Raw genomic sequence first — 13,145 nt, forward strand, 5'->3', positions numbered from 1 at the left:
TTAAACTGACCCCGCAAAAGGGCGACAAGTGACCATTTTTGGGGACAATTCCGTTTATGAAGGAATTCGAATCCTGCTCCACTCCGGGGTGGGGGCGATCGTCGTGATCGGCGCGGGCGGGCCACCGAGTCCGGCCGCCACGTGCCGGTGGTGCAGTTCGCGCAGATCCTCGCCGTGCTCGGCCGCGACGCCGTCAAGCCAGGCCGCGGCGTTCCGGTGCTTCTCCGCGCGCGCGACGCGGGGGAGCTGCGCGTAGGCGGTGTCGCGCACAAGCGCTTGGCAGAACACGTATCCCTGCTCGCCGCCGATTCCGCGGGTGCGAACTCTGCGCAGGACTTCGCGGCGCTCCAATTGTTCAAGGCACTGCACGATTCCGTCGACCTCGTCGTGCCCGCCCACGGCTGCCAGCGCCGAAGCGGTCACCGTTTCGCCGAACACGGCCGCGTCCTGCACGACGGCCTTTTCCGCGACCGACAACGTGTCCAGCCGCGCGGCCACGACACTGCGCACCTGGTTCGGCGGCAGCAAGTCCTCTCGCGAGCGACCGACGCGGATCATGCGCGCGTACTCGATCGCGAACAACGGGTTTCCGCCGACGCGCCCCACCAGCGCCCGCCGGTGCTGCGCGGACCAACCGCCGTGCGCGGTCCCGTCGTCCAGCATCGAGTCCAGCAGTTCGCCAACAGCGTGCTCCGACAACGGGTCCAGCGTCATCGTGGTGACGTTGCGCGCGCCGCCGTGCCAGCCCTGCCGCCGTTCCAACAGTTCCGGTCGTGCGGTCGCCACGACCAGCAGCGGCACCGGTCCGACGCCGTCGGAGAGCCCCGCGACGAACTCCAGCAGCTCGTCGTCGGCACGGTGCAGGTCCTCGACCACGGTCACCAGCGGCTCCTCCGCCGCCAGCTCCTCCAGCAGCCTGCGCAGCGCCGCGAAGGTCTCCGCCGAGTCCACCAGGTGCCACGGCCGCGTGGGGAAACCGGTCAGCGGCAGCAGGCCCGCCACCGTCCGCTTCGCGGGCTCACCCGGCCCGAAAAGCTTGTGCGTCAGGCGGTTCAGCTTCGTCTCGGCCGCAGCCGCCGAGTCACCGTGCTCGATGCCGACGCACGCCCTGGCCAGCTCGGTCAACGTCCGCGAGGTGATGTCCTCGCCGAAGTACGGCACGCGCGCGCTGATCACCTTGGCGTCCTCGGAGAACTGCGCGAGCAGTCGCGTCTTGCCGATCCCCGCTTCGCCGAGCACCGTCAGCAGCTGCGGCCGTTGCCTGCGCCGCACCTGGGCGAAGGTGGCGCGCAACAGCTCCAGGTCCCGCTCGCGGTCCAGGAACGGCACGCTCGTGTGCCGCCCGACGCCCACCACCGGCTTCTCCCGCACGGCTTCGGCCTTCCACACCGCGGGGACCTCGGAGGTCGTGGAGTAGACGATCAACGGGGCGCTCGCCTGCCGCGTCGTGTCGCATACCCACACCGGCCCGCAGCGCACCACCGTCGTCATCAGCACGCAGCTGTCCACGACCGCTCCCGCCACCATTGGAGCGGCTTCGCCCGGCCGGAACTTCGCCAGCACTTCGCCGGTCGCGATCGCGATGCGCAGGTCCGCCCCGCTCGGCGCCGCCGGGTCCTGCCCCACGAGCCGGTCCCTGATCGTCAGCGCCGTCCGCACCGCGCGGGTCGCGTCGTCCTCGCGCGTCCTCGGCACCCCGAACACCGCGAGCAGCACCGACCCGACCGCGCCGATCACCGTTCCGCCCGCGCGCTCGACCTCTGCCCGCACCGTCACGCTGATGTCCAGGAAGGTCTGGTCCACGTCTTCCGGGTCCTTGCCCGTCGGCTGCCGGGGCGCCACCGCCATGACGCTGACGAGCTTGCGCTCCGCGCACGGCTCCACGACCAGGCCGGTCGCGCTGGGCTCCGGCTCCTGACGGAGGTTGACCACCGCGGCCAGTGCCCTCGGAGGTGCTTGCTTCTCCGGGATCACCAGCGGCGTCACCGATGCGGCCCCTTGCGGCAACTGCAACGCGGCGTCGTGGTCGAGGATCGCCCGCTCCAGCTCTTGGAGTTCGCGCCCCGGCTCCAGGCCGAGCCCGTCGACAAGCGCCGTCCGCGTCCGCCGGTAGACCTGCAACGCGTCGACGTGCCGCCCGCACCGGTAGAGCGCCGTCATCAGCTGACGGCACAGCCGTTCCCGGTGCGGCTCCGCCTCGAACAGCGGCTCCAGCTCGCCGAGCACGTCCGGGTGCCGCCCGCGCGCCAGCTCGACGTCGAAGTAGTCCTCCATCACCGAGACCCGCATGTCGCGCAGCTTCGCCAGTTCCGGCCAGGTGACCCCGGTCTCCACCAGGTCCGCCAGCACCGGCCCGCGCCACAGCGCCAAGGCTTCCCGCAACGCTTGCGCCGCTTGGTCTCCCCGGCCCTCCGTGAGCGCCACGCGCCCCGCCTGCGCCAACGATTCGAAGCGCGACAGGTCGATGCGCTCCGGCTCCACCCGCAGCACGTATCCAGGCGCGTGCGTCAGCAACAGCGGCGTGTGCGTCCCGTCGGAGTTCGACGCCAGCACGGTCCGCAACCCCGACACCGCGTTCTGCACCATCTTCCGCGCCGTCGAGGGCACGTCGTCCGGCCACAGCGCCCGGAGCAGCCTGCTCGTCGCCACCACTTCGTTGGCGTGCAACAGGAGGTAGCCGAGGACCGCGCGTTGCTTGGTCCCCTTGAGGGGCGCCACCACTCCGCGGTCCACCACTTCGAGAGAACCCAGCACACTGAATTGCATACGACTACCCCAGTTCACGGCCCCAGGTGTTCCAGCCCATCCCAGAGTTGCCGGACGGGCTCGGACCCGCAATGGAACTAGGGGAATCTTGGATTTTGTACCTGAATCTCGCGCGATTACGTTCGGCACTTGACAGCCGACGGGAACCCGAGTAACCGTGCCCTTGACCTGCGGCTACCGTCCAGTGGGCGAAGGATTACATCCTCTACGAACGTACAGAGAGCGCCACAACGGGAATCGTCCGCGAGGTCCGCCGCTGAAAGTCCCCGAACGCCGAGTTGACCGCGACCTGCTTCGCGAAGAGTTCGTCGCGCTCGGCCCCTGAGGTGAACTCCACCGCCGCCTCGAACCGCTGCGCCCCCACTTCCACCACGGCCCGCCCGTTGGCCACCAGGTTGTGGTACCAGGCCGGATGCCGCGCGTCGCCCCCGTTGGAAGCGAACACCACGAACCGCTCCCCGTCCGCCAGGTAGAGCACCGGCGACGTCCGCTCCTGCCCGCTGCGCGCCCCCACCGTCGTCAGCAGCAGCAACGGCGCGTCGGCGTAGTTCCCGCTCATCACCCCACCGTTGCTGCGGAACTCGTCGATGACCTTCTCGTTGTAGCTGCGGCTGTCCGTCATAGCCATTCACAACGCTGCCGCGAGCCGGATGTTCCTGCGTGGCTCGCGTGCCGGGTCGATCCAGGCGGGCGGCAGGAACACCGGCAACCCCGCCTCGAAGACGATCTCCCACTCTTGCTGGTGGATGACGTGATGATGATGCGAGCACAGCAGGACCATGTTGCCCAGGCTCGTCTCGCCCCCGTTGATCCAGTGCACGACATGATGGGCTTCCGTCCATGCCGGGGGCCGGTCGCAGCCCGGGAAGGCACACCCCTTGTCCCGCACCGCCAGTGCCTTCCGGAGTGCCTTCGGCGCGGTCCGCTTCTCTCGCCCGTAGTCCAGAGGTATCCCGTTGCCGTCGAGGACGATCGGGATGGCGGTGGAGTCGCAGGCGATCTTGCGCACCAACTGTGCCGACAGCGGTCCACTCCAGGAGGTCCAGCCGACCGAGAGCCCGGCGAGGAGGGCTTGGTAGGAGATCGTGATGATCACCTGCGGTCGTTCCCCGCCCTGCATCGGCAGCGCCTGGCTAGCCATGGCGACCCGCACCAGCTCGACCAGGGCATCGGCGTTGCGCTGCTCGGGTGTCCGGTCGTCGTCCTTGCGGGGCGTCGCGAGGGACTGCATCGCGGTCATGAACGCCTCACCCGCCTCGGGGTCCAGCACGCCTCGGATGACTGTGTTCCCGTTGGCGTCCTGATGCGCCTTCAAGCCGCGTTTGGCGATGCTGTCCTGCTCTTCCGCGAAGACGCCGTCGGGGTCCAGCAACGCCCGCACATACTTCCCGGCCTTCTCCAACTCCTTGTGGTTCAACGTCCGGGCATGCTTAGCCAACTCCCGCTCAGCATCGTCACGGTGTTCAACGGGCAGGGCACGCAGGGTATCGGCGATGACGAACACGTGCTCGGCTTGAATATCGCCCTCCCGCAACGCCCTCGCCGTCTCGGGCAGGGACGGCAGCTCCTTCACCAACCGCGCCCGACGCCGGGCCTCATACGGCGACAGGACCAGAGTGTCCCGTAACAACACCGCCAAGCTCCGGCACCCGTGCACCACATGCAGACTCCGGGTCTCGGCCTCAGCGGCGAGGTCGGCCATGACAGCGACCACCATCCGCTGCACCGTCTCCAGTTCCCGCACCATCGGCAGGATCTCTTCCTCCGGCAACTGATACGGCTGAAACCCTGTGAGATGATCTATAAAATCAGTGATCTCCATATGTTCCCCTCCTCCTTCAATAGTAGAAAGAGGAGACGGAAATGGCGAAGTACCAGCGGGTGATTCCCCTGTCCACCAACGGTTCCAGCCCGTGATACCCCCAGCAGCCAACCGAGCGCATTCGAGTAACGTCCACAATGGACTAACTCCCAGCGACACCCAGCCCAGGCGCCCCAAACAAAACGCGACACGCGGCTGGAACGGTCGGCTTTACCTGGGGTGCGCGTGCCATACGCTCGCGCGAGGGCCGGGTGTTTCATCCCGTGCCCCTGTAAGGCCCAGGGGCACGCGCAAGGGGCCCCAGGTCAAGCCGACCCCACGCTGGAACCGGCGCGATCCGGAAGCCAAGCTGGAACCCCACCCGTACCCGACCAAGAAACCCCACTGCCCCCATTCCGGCGAGCCCGCGTAAGCGCTCCGGTCCGTCCCGCTCACCCCACGATGTTGCCGCCGCCGCGCCGCAGCAGGTGCGGGATCTGGTACTTCATCGCGAGGAACAGGACGTCGTCCCACTCGGCGGAAGTGAACTCGTGCAAGGGTTTCTGGTTGGTGATGCCCGCGTTGTTGAAGCACACGTCGAGCCCGCCGTAGGCCGAGGCGACCTCGTCGACCAAGCGTTGCACGTCCGACTCAACGCGAACGTCGGCGCGCACGTACATGGCTTCGCCGCCCGCAGCACGGATCTCGCGCCTGCCGCAGAAGCCGACCCTGCCGCCCTCTGCGGCGAAGCGCACGGCTGCCGCGCCCCCGATGCCGCTGGTGGCCCCGGTGAGCACGACGACCTTGCCGGTGAAGCGCCGCGTGGCCGACGGCGTGATGGTGGGCGTCGGCTCTGTGCGTTGAACCAAAGCGACTCCGGCGGCGAACCCGTCGAGCTGTTCGACGGGCTCCGCGCCGTCCCCTGGGCCGAGCGGACCCGCGCCGAACTACGCGCGTGCGGCGCGCCCACCGGGGCGACCGGGACCGAGCTGACCCCGCAGGAGTGGGAGGTCGCGCGGCTCGCGGCAGCCGGGCTGAGCAACCGCGAGATCGGCGAGCGGCTGTTCCTCAGCCCCCGCACGGTCGGCCGCCACCTGCACAAGGTCTTCCCGAAGCTGGGCGTTGCCCGGCGTTCGCAATTGCGCGCGGCGATCACCCGCTCGGAGTAAGCTCCGCGCATGCACGCGGAGCCCTTGGACGCCGCCGACTACCGCGCGATGTTCCGGATCCTGGAGGCCGTTGAGCGGCTGGACACGGCCGAACGCTTCCCGGCGACCATCGTGGAGCACCTGGCGCGCGGCTTCGGCTGGCGCTCGATGATCTTCCAGCTCTCCCCGGCCGACTTCAGCGACTTCCGCGCGGGCCGGGTCAACATGCACAGGGTCCCCTTCGACCACAACATCCGGCCCAGCCTGGTCGACGAGGTGATCGAGCGCTGGGGCGACCACCACCCGCTCGGCCCCGCCATCGGTGTCGGCCTGATGCGCCGCGACACCATCGCCGCGTCCGAGGTGCCCGCCGACACCGACGAGGCGGTGCGCCACTACGTGGACAGCTACGTCGGCCCGCGCAAGGTCGGCGACGTGCTGTACACGGCAACGGACGCCGGGGCGCGCGGCGGGCTCGGGCTGTGCGTCTACACCGACAACGCCCCGCGCGAGCGCGCCGTGCTGGCGAAGCTCTCCAAGATGCTGGTGCCGTTCCTGCGCCAGCACCCGGCACCAGCGGACACGCGGCACACCCCGTTGACCGAGCGCGAAACCCTGGTCGCCCGGCTGGCCGCCGAGGGGCACCCGAACCAGGAGATCGCGCTCCAGCTGGGCATCTCACTCGGCACCGTGAAGAAGCACCTCTCGCGGGCGCTCGCCAAGACGCACAGCACCAGCAGGACGCAGCTCGCGCTCCGCCTGGCTGGGCGGGTGGAAGCCCAGTAGCCCGGCCAGCGTCGTGACCGCCTCGCCGTAGGGCCCGCGCGACCAACCGCATCCGGTGGCCGCGCGGCACTGGCCCAAGGGGAGTTTCAGACCGAGGTGAACACCAGCGCGGTGTTGTGCCCGCCGAAGCCGAAGGAGTTGCTCAGCGCGGCCGGGACCTCCATCTGCCGCGCCTGCGCCCTGGTCACCTCGACCGGCAGGTCGTCGTCGGGGTCCACCAGGGTCGGAGTCGGCGGAACCACGTTGTGGTGCACCGAAAGCACGGTCGCGACGGCTTCGAGCGCCCCGGCCGCGCCGAGCAGGTGCCCGGTCATCGACTTGGTCGCGCAGACCAGCGCGGCGTCGCCGAACACCTCGTGGATCGCGCGCGCCTCGTTGCCGTCGCCGGTCGGGGTCGAGGTGGCGTGCGCGTTCACGTGCACGATGTCCTTTTCGGACAGTCCGGCCTCGGCGAGCGCGTGGCGCATGGCCCTGACCTGGCCCTCCTCGGCGGGGGCGACCATGTCGTAGGCGTCGGAGGTGACGCGCGCCCCGGCCAGCCGCGCGTAGGGCGTGCGGCCGCGCGCGGCGGCGAACTCGGCGCGCTCGATGACCAGGATCGCCGAGCCCTCGCCGAGCACGAAGCCGTCGCGGGACTTGTCGAAGGGCCGCGAGGCGGTCTCCGGCTCGTCGTTGCGCGTGGACAGCGCCTGCGCCTGGCCGAAGCCCGCCATGGTCAGCTGGTTCACGCACGCCTCGGTGCCGCCCGCGATCACCACGTCGGCGCGGCCGAGCCGGATCAGGTCCAGCGCGTGGGCCACCGCCTCCGCCCCGGACGCGCAGGCGCTGACCGGCGTGATCGCCCCGGCCCGCGCGCCGAACTCCAGGCTGACCACGGCCGCGCTGCTGTTCGGCATGATCATCTGGATCATGCGGGGGGAGACCCGGCGCGGCCCCTTGGTGCGCAGCGCTTCCTCGTTCTCCAGCAGGCTGTTGATGCCGCCGATGCCGGTGGCCACCACGACCGCGAGGCGGTCCGGCGCGACGTCCCCCTCGGACAGACCCGAGTCCGCCCACGCCTCGCGCGCCGCGACGAGCGCCGCCTGGGTGGAGCGGTCCATCCTGCGCGCGACGACGCGGTCGATCTTCTCGGTCGGGTCCTGCGCCATCCGCGCCGCGATGCGCGCCTTGAGCGGCTCAGCCCACTCGTCGGTCAGCGCGGCGGCACCGGAGCGCCCGGCCAGCAACCCCGCCCAGGTGGAGGCGACGTCCCCGCCGAGCGGTGTGGTCGCGCCAAGGCCGGTGATCACTGCGTCGGTCATCGATCGCCCTTCTGGTGAGCCGAGCTCGTTCGGCTCCAGGGTATTTGAGCCCTGGCAGTGCCCGTGCGAGAGGCCTAGCAGCGCTCGCGGCAGGCCTTCTCCGGCAGGTTCGCCGCCGCCCAGTCGGCCAGGCTCTGCAGTACCGGCTGGAGGTTCTCGCCGCTGGTGGTCAGCCGGTAGCTCACCGACAGCGGCGGTCCCGGGCTGACCTCCCTGGTCAGCAAGCCCGCCGCGGTCAGCTCGGTGAGCCGGTCGGAGAGCATCGAGTCGCTGATCCCGGTGATCGCGCGCTTGAGCTCGGCGAACCCGGCCGGGCCGGAGGCCAGCGTGCCGATGATCACGCCGTTCCAGCGCTTGCCCAGGAAGTCGAAGGCGCGGGAGAGGTCCCCGTCACAGCTGGGGGCGTCCTTGCGGGTTCTGGGCACGACCTCAGCTTATCTGAACTACTGAACGGGTAGCCGCTTCGAATCTAGTAGTGCTACGTTTTCCAGAGTGACTCCGGATAACCGATCCGGTCGAGCCCGAGGAGACCCTGAGATGAGCGAGCACCTGGAGCTGGACAAGGCCGCGCAGGAGCTGCTGTTCACCGAGGCGCGCACCGCCAACTCGTTCAGCCCGGAGCCGGTGCCCGACGAGACACTGCGCGCCATCTGGGAGTTGGCGAAGTGGGCGCCGACGGCCGTCAACAGCAACCCGCTGCGCGTGCTCTACCTGCGCACCGAGCAGGCCAAGGCGCGCCTGGCCCCGCACATGGCCGAGGGCAACCGGGCCAAGACCTCGACGGCACCCGTGGTCGCGGTGCTCGCCGCCGACACCGAGTTCCACGAGCACCTGCCGCGCCTGTTCCCGGTCATCGAGGGGATGCGCGAGCACTTCGCGGGCGACGAGGTCTCGCGCACCCACACCGCCGACTTCAACTCCGCGCTGCAGGCCGGCTACTTCCTGCTCGCCGTGCGCGCTGCCGGCCTGGCCGCCGGGCCGATGGCGGGCTTCGACCGCGCGGGCGTCGACGGCGAGTTCTTCGCCGACGGCCGCCACCGGTCCATCCTCGTGGTGAACATCGGCAAGCCCGGCGAGAACCCGTGGTTCGACCGCCTGCCCCGGCTCGACTACGACGAGGTCGTCACCCTGGCCTGATGTCCGGCTTCCCCGGCGGGGGCGGCGAGCCTCCCGCGCGCCCCCGCCCGGTTACTTTCGAGTAATCCTCGTATTGATGTCTTAAAAGTGACCTTCTTTACATTTGGTTGAGACCGAAAATCGAAGCTGCGCCAAGTGTTATCAAGCGAAGGTTAAGGTTGCTTGACGCTGCCCTTGATTCCTGCCACCTTTTTCGAGGGGCAATGGGGGAATCGGAAAGAGGAGCGGGAACAGTGGGCAACCAGGAGACGAACGTGAGCGCGGCGCGGATATCCAGGCAAGGGGCGAGCTGCCGCTCCCAGTGCGAGAACGCGAGCTGCTTCCTCGCGTGCGTCGCCGCCAAGACCCGTCAGCACGGCAACTTCTGGTTCACCTCCGGCGTGATCACTTCTCCCAGGTCTCGCCGCCCGCTCGCGCCCGAGCCCGCCTCCCGCCGCCCCCGTGCCGCCGCGTGGCCGCCGTCGCCCTGACGGCTCCCAGCTCGTGCCCGAGCCCCTCCGCGATCGATGCGCGGACGGGGCTCTTTCTTTTGTGCGGCGTCCGAATGCGAGTGCAACGTTTGCATTGTGCGAATGTGCGGCACAATGTCCTCGCATCACTCTTTCGGGGAATTGGTGTCCGGCCAGGGGATGGTATTGGTCAGCAGGCCGAGCATTCCCGAGATCAACCTCATCTGGTCCACCGTGCGGATGTCCGCCTCGGCCAGCCGTGGTGAGCACACGAGCACCGCCACGGCCTGAGCTCGGGAAAGCGCCACGTTCAACCGATTGCGCGAGAGCAGGAAATCCAATCCGCGCGGCAGGTCCACCGCCGTCGAGGAGGTCATCGTCGCGATCACCACCGGCGCCTCCTGGCCCTGGAAGCGGTCCACCGTCCCCGCCCGGACGTCACCGTGCCCCGCCGCCTCCAGTTCCCGCCGCACCACGCGGACCTGGAGGTTGTACGGCGCCACCACCATCACATCCGCCGAGGTCAGCGGGCGCGGCTCGCCGTCGGTCCAGGTGCGGCCGACCACCGTGGACACGATCTCCACCACGGCTCGCGCTTCTTCCACCGAACAGGTGATGTTGTCGCGGTGCTCCACCGTGCGCAGGCGCAGCCCGGCCCGCACCCCGGCCAGCTCACGGCTCGCCGCCGACGGGTGCGCGTGCAGCCTGCCGGCGTAGGACAGCTCCGACACCGGGCGGCAGACCTCGGGGTGCATGCGGCGGGACTGGTCCAGGAAGTAGCCCAGCCCCGGCGGGATCACGTCGGCCTCACCGATCAGGTGCCCGAGCGCGGACGCATCCGCCCCCGCCGGGTGCGTGCCCTGGACCACCTGGGGCAACTGCTGCGGGTCGCCGAGCAGCACCAGGTTGCGGGCGCACGTGGACACCGCGAGCGCGTCGGCCAGCGCGAACTGCCCGGCCTCGTCGATGATCAGCACGTCGAAGGGGTCCGCGCGCAGCGCCGCGTTCGCGAACGTCCACGCCGTCCCGCCGACCAGGTGCCCGTTCGGGTGATCGGCCCGCCAGCTCGCCAGCGCGGTGTTGCTCTTCGGCTGCTCCCACGGGTTCGCCGGATCGGCCGCCTTCTTGGGGCGCTTGGCCGAGGGGACCGCCGCGCCCGTCCGCCGCACCGCGCTGAGCACGTTCTCCACCGCCTTGTGGCTGGTGGAGGTGACCGCGACCTTCTTGCCGTTGCCGACGAGGTGCGCGATGAGCCGCCCGGCCAGGTACGTCTTGCCCGCGCCCGGCGGCCCCTGCACCGCGAGCACCGAGTTCTCCAGCAGGTCGACCGCGCTGATCACCGTCTCCACCAGGTCCGGCCCCGGCGCGGGCAGCGGCCGTCCGCCGCGCAGCCTCGGCGTGCGGCCGAGCAGGTCGACGCCCGGGTGCGCGGGCAGCAGCGGCAGCAGCCGCACGACCTGTTCGGCGAGCTCGGCGACGGCCTCGTCCTTGGGACTGGGGCGAACCGGGCTGCCCGGGAGCACCGCGACCGGCACCGCGCGCTGGTCCAGCTCGTCCGGGCGCGCGCTCTCCTGGAGCACGATCGCGTCCGTCCCGGCCTCCTGCACCTCCGCGTCGCGGGTCCAGCCCTGGTAGAGCAGGCGGACCTTGTCACCGACGGAGAACGGGTGCGGGCGCTCGGGGTCGCAGGAGGCGCGCACCACGCGCTTGGCCGTCTTGACGCGCCCCGACGGCATCGTCCAGTTCTCGACCGACACCGAGACCGGCACCGCGCACTTGCTGTCGGATTCCAGGTCGGGCAGGGCGGAGGTGACCTGGCGGAAGAAGTCCCACCACGCCGGATTGGTCTCCCTGCGGTGGTATCCGACGGCGGCGGCGAGCAGTTCCCGCGAGCGCTCGTCGTCGCTGGCGTGCGCGGGGCTGTCCGGGAGATCGGCCACCAGCGGCTCGACGATGGCCGCGAGCCGCGCCGCGCGCTCGGCCCTGCGGGCTGCCGCCTGCTCGTCGTTCGCCGACTCGATCGCAGCGTCCAAAAAGGACAGTTCGACGGGCGGAGCGGGCTCGATCCCCGCCTCTTCCCGCGCGCGCAAAAGGAACTCGTACAACCGGTGCGTGGACACGCAGTCGTACTCGTTGTAGTCGCTGATCGCCGCGAGCACGCTCGCCGCGCGCTCGGGCTCGTGCTCCAGCAGCGACAGGTAGTCCTCGTAGGCCTCGATGCTCGACGCCGCCGTCTGCACGTCACCCGCGCGTGAGGTCGGCATGTAGAGAGGTTCGAGGTACTTGATCGAGTACGACCGCTGCGAGACCCGCAACGCCTTGCGCACCACCGCGTACAGGTCGACGAGCGCACCGGCGCGCAGCAGCTCGTCGACCTCGTCCTCACGCGTGGAATGCAGTGCTGCCAAGCGTTTCAGCGCCGAAGTTTCGTACGGCGCGTAGTGGTAGACGTGCGCGCCCGGGTGCTCGGCCAGGCTCTCGCGGGCGAAGTCGACGAAGTCCTCGAACGCCTTCTTCTCCTGCGCGCGCGTGTGGGCCCAGAACGGCGTGAAGGTCTCTTGTGAACCGGTGACCGCGCCGAACAGGTATTCCAGGCCCGTTCCACCGAGCGCGTACGGATCGCCCTCCATGTCGAAGAACACATCGCCCGGGCTCGGCGCGGGCAGCTCCGCCAACGCTTCCGGGGAGACGATCTCGTAGCTCACCTCGCCGACCGGGTCGTCCTCCGTGCGCGTCGCGTCCTGGCGGATCTGCAACGTCGCCTGCGCGCGGAGCCCGGTGAACGTCCCGATGGACAAAGTGGACGGTCGATCCTCCGGTGTCGCGACCGCCAGCGCGTCGATCGTGTCGATGCCCGCCGCGACGAGCTTGCGCCGCTGATCCGTGCGCATCCCCGCGACGAGCGACAGATCGCGGGCTTCCGTGCGCCCGCTCTCGCAGTGCTTGGCGAAGCGGCAGGAAGCGCACGCCGGGCGCTCGTCCGCCCACAGCCGCTCCGGCAGTTCCACCGGCGCGGCCAGGCGCTCGCGCAGCCGCGAGCGCAGGTGCGTCAGCAACGGCAGGAAATCCGCCACCCGCAACGTGTGCTGCGTTCCGTCGCCCAGCATCAGGTGCATGTCCGGCCCCGCCGGGTGCCCCGCCCGCGCCAGCGCGTCCGCGTAGGCCGTCAGCTGGAGCACCGCCGCCGGGCGGGCGTGCCTGGCGAGCTTCGCGTCATAGGGCTCGTACTCGCCCGTGCTGGTCAGTACCAGGAAGTCCGCGCGGCCGTGGAAGCCCTCGTCGTAGAACACCGGCTGGTAGACCACGAGCGCGCCCGCTTTGAGCGCGTCTCGCGTTTGCTCCGCCGCCCTGTGCAACGCCCCCGGCGTCGGCGCCGGCTGCTCGATCTCGATCACCCCGGCACCGTGGCGCGCGCGGAAGCGTTGCAGCACCGCCTGTTCGTGCGCGAGCCCGTGCTTGGCCACCAGCTGCGCCCCGCTCGGATCCGGCCTCGGCGCCCCCCGGAGGCCGGTCGCGAGCGCGTGGGTGAGCAGGCTCCGGTGGTCGCACTCCATCAGATCGACCAGGTCGGTCGGGGAGAGGACGAGTCCGTCGGCTGTGCTGAGCATCGCCAGCAGTCTGCCCCCCGCCCCGCGACACCCGCTCGGCGGGCACCGGTGATGTTGGTGCGAGGGGCCGAATCCCACCCGCGCACGTTCCCCCGTTCGCTGCTGTCCCACCCGTGCCGATCGCCGGTAGCGTGGTCATCTTCTCCAGC

The 13,145-nt window shown here is 70.2% G+C and carries 11 protein-coding genes; 4 read left to right on the top strand and 7 right to left on the bottom strand.

The features are described from left to right. Positions 1-54: 54 nt before the first annotated feature. The 4 genes from ABD798_RS00845 to ABD798_RS00860 all read right to left on the bottom strand — a co-directional run bounded on the left by ABD798_RS00845 (position 55) and on the right by ABD798_RS00860 (position 5,436). The gene (locus ABD798_RS00845) at positions 55-2,766 is read right to left on the bottom strand and encodes an ATP-binding protein (RefSeq protein WP_344870468.1); all 2,712 of its coding nucleotides are present in this window, start codon (positions 2,764-2,766) and stop codon (positions 55-57) included. Positions 2,767-2,971: 205 nt separating this feature from the next. Beyond that, a complete protein-coding gene (locus ABD798_RS00850) occupies positions 2,972-3,388 on the bottom strand; it encodes a nitroreductase family deazaflavin-dependent oxidoreductase (RefSeq protein WP_344870469.1) in 417 nt (138 codons plus the stop codon). A gap of 6 nt (positions 3,389-3,394) precedes the next feature. Then, positions 3,395-4,588 carry an HNH endonuclease signature motif containing protein gene (locus ABD798_RS00855; protein WP_344870470.1) on the bottom strand — a complete coding sequence of 398 codons (1,194 nt, stop codon included), beginning with the start codon at positions 4,586-4,588 and terminating at the stop codon, positions 3,395-3,397. 431 nt (positions 4,589-5,019) lie between these two features. Then, a complete protein-coding gene (locus ABD798_RS00860) occupies positions 5,020-5,436 on the bottom strand; it encodes an SDR family NAD(P)-dependent oxidoreductase (RefSeq protein ID WP_344870471.1) in 417 nt (138 codons plus the stop codon). Here ABD798_RS00860 and ABD798_RS00865 point away from each other — a divergent pair. Both ABD798_RS00865 and ABD798_RS00870 read left to right on the top strand, forming a co-directional pair. After that, positions 5,428-5,736, top strand: a complete 309-nt coding sequence (locus ABD798_RS00865; RefSeq protein WP_344870472.1) for a response regulator transcription factor — start codon at positions 5,428-5,430, stop codon at positions 5,734-5,736. The two genes, ABD798_RS00860 and ABD798_RS00865, sit on opposite strands and share 9 nt — an antisense overlap. A 9-nt stretch (positions 5,737-5,745) precedes the next feature. Continuing rightward, a complete protein-coding gene (locus ABD798_RS00870; protein ID WP_344870473.1) occupies positions 5,746-6,501 on the top strand; it encodes a response regulator transcription factor in 756 nt (251 codons plus the stop codon). Between the two features lie 86 nt (positions 6,502-6,587). Here the strand turns inward: ABD798_RS00870 and ABD798_RS00875 are convergent, their stop codons facing one another. Together ABD798_RS00875 and ABD798_RS00880 are read right to left on the bottom strand one after the other, a co-directional pair. Beyond that, on the bottom strand, positions 6,588-7,802 hold the full coding sequence (locus ABD798_RS00875; protein WP_344870474.1) for a beta-ketoacyl-[acyl-carrier-protein] synthase family protein: 1,215 nt from the start codon (positions 7,800-7,802) through the stop codon (positions 6,588-6,590). A 74-nt stretch (positions 7,803-7,876) separates the two neighbouring features. Continuing rightward, positions 7,877-8,227: a winged helix-turn-helix transcriptional regulator gene (locus ABD798_RS00880; protein ID WP_344870475.1), complete on the bottom strand. Its 351-nt coding sequence runs from the start codon at positions 8,225-8,227 to the stop codon at positions 7,877-7,879. Positions 8,228-8,339: 112 nt separating this feature from the next. On the opposite strand from ABD798_RS00880, the gene ABD798_RS00885 reads away from it, so the two are divergent. Together ABD798_RS00885 and ABD798_RS00890 are read left to right on the top strand one after the other, a co-directional pair. Further along, positions 8,340-8,939: a malonic semialdehyde reductase gene (locus tag ABD798_RS00885; RefSeq protein WP_344870476.1), complete on the top strand. Its 600-nt coding sequence runs from the start codon at positions 8,340-8,342 to the stop codon at positions 8,937-8,939. Between the two features lie 233 nt (positions 8,940-9,172). After that, positions 9,173-9,409: a hypothetical protein gene (locus ABD798_RS00890; protein ID WP_344870477.1), complete on the top strand. Its 237-nt coding sequence runs from the start codon at positions 9,173-9,175 to the stop codon at positions 9,407-9,409. Positions 9,410-9,534: 125 nt separating this feature from the next. Here ABD798_RS00890 and ABD798_RS00895 read toward each other — a convergent pair whose 3' ends face one another. Next, the gene (locus tag ABD798_RS00895) at positions 9,535-12,996 is read right to left on the bottom strand and encodes a TM0106 family RecB-like putative nuclease (protein WP_344870478.1); all 3,462 of its coding nucleotides are present in this window, start codon (positions 12,994-12,996) and stop codon (positions 9,535-9,537) included. Positions 12,997-13,145 lie beyond the last annotated feature (149 nt).

The organism is Allokutzneria multivorans, assembly GCF_039537405.1.
Classification (GTDB): Bacteria; Actinomycetota; Actinomycetes; order Mycobacteriales; family Pseudonocardiaceae; genus Allokutzneria; species Allokutzneria multivorans.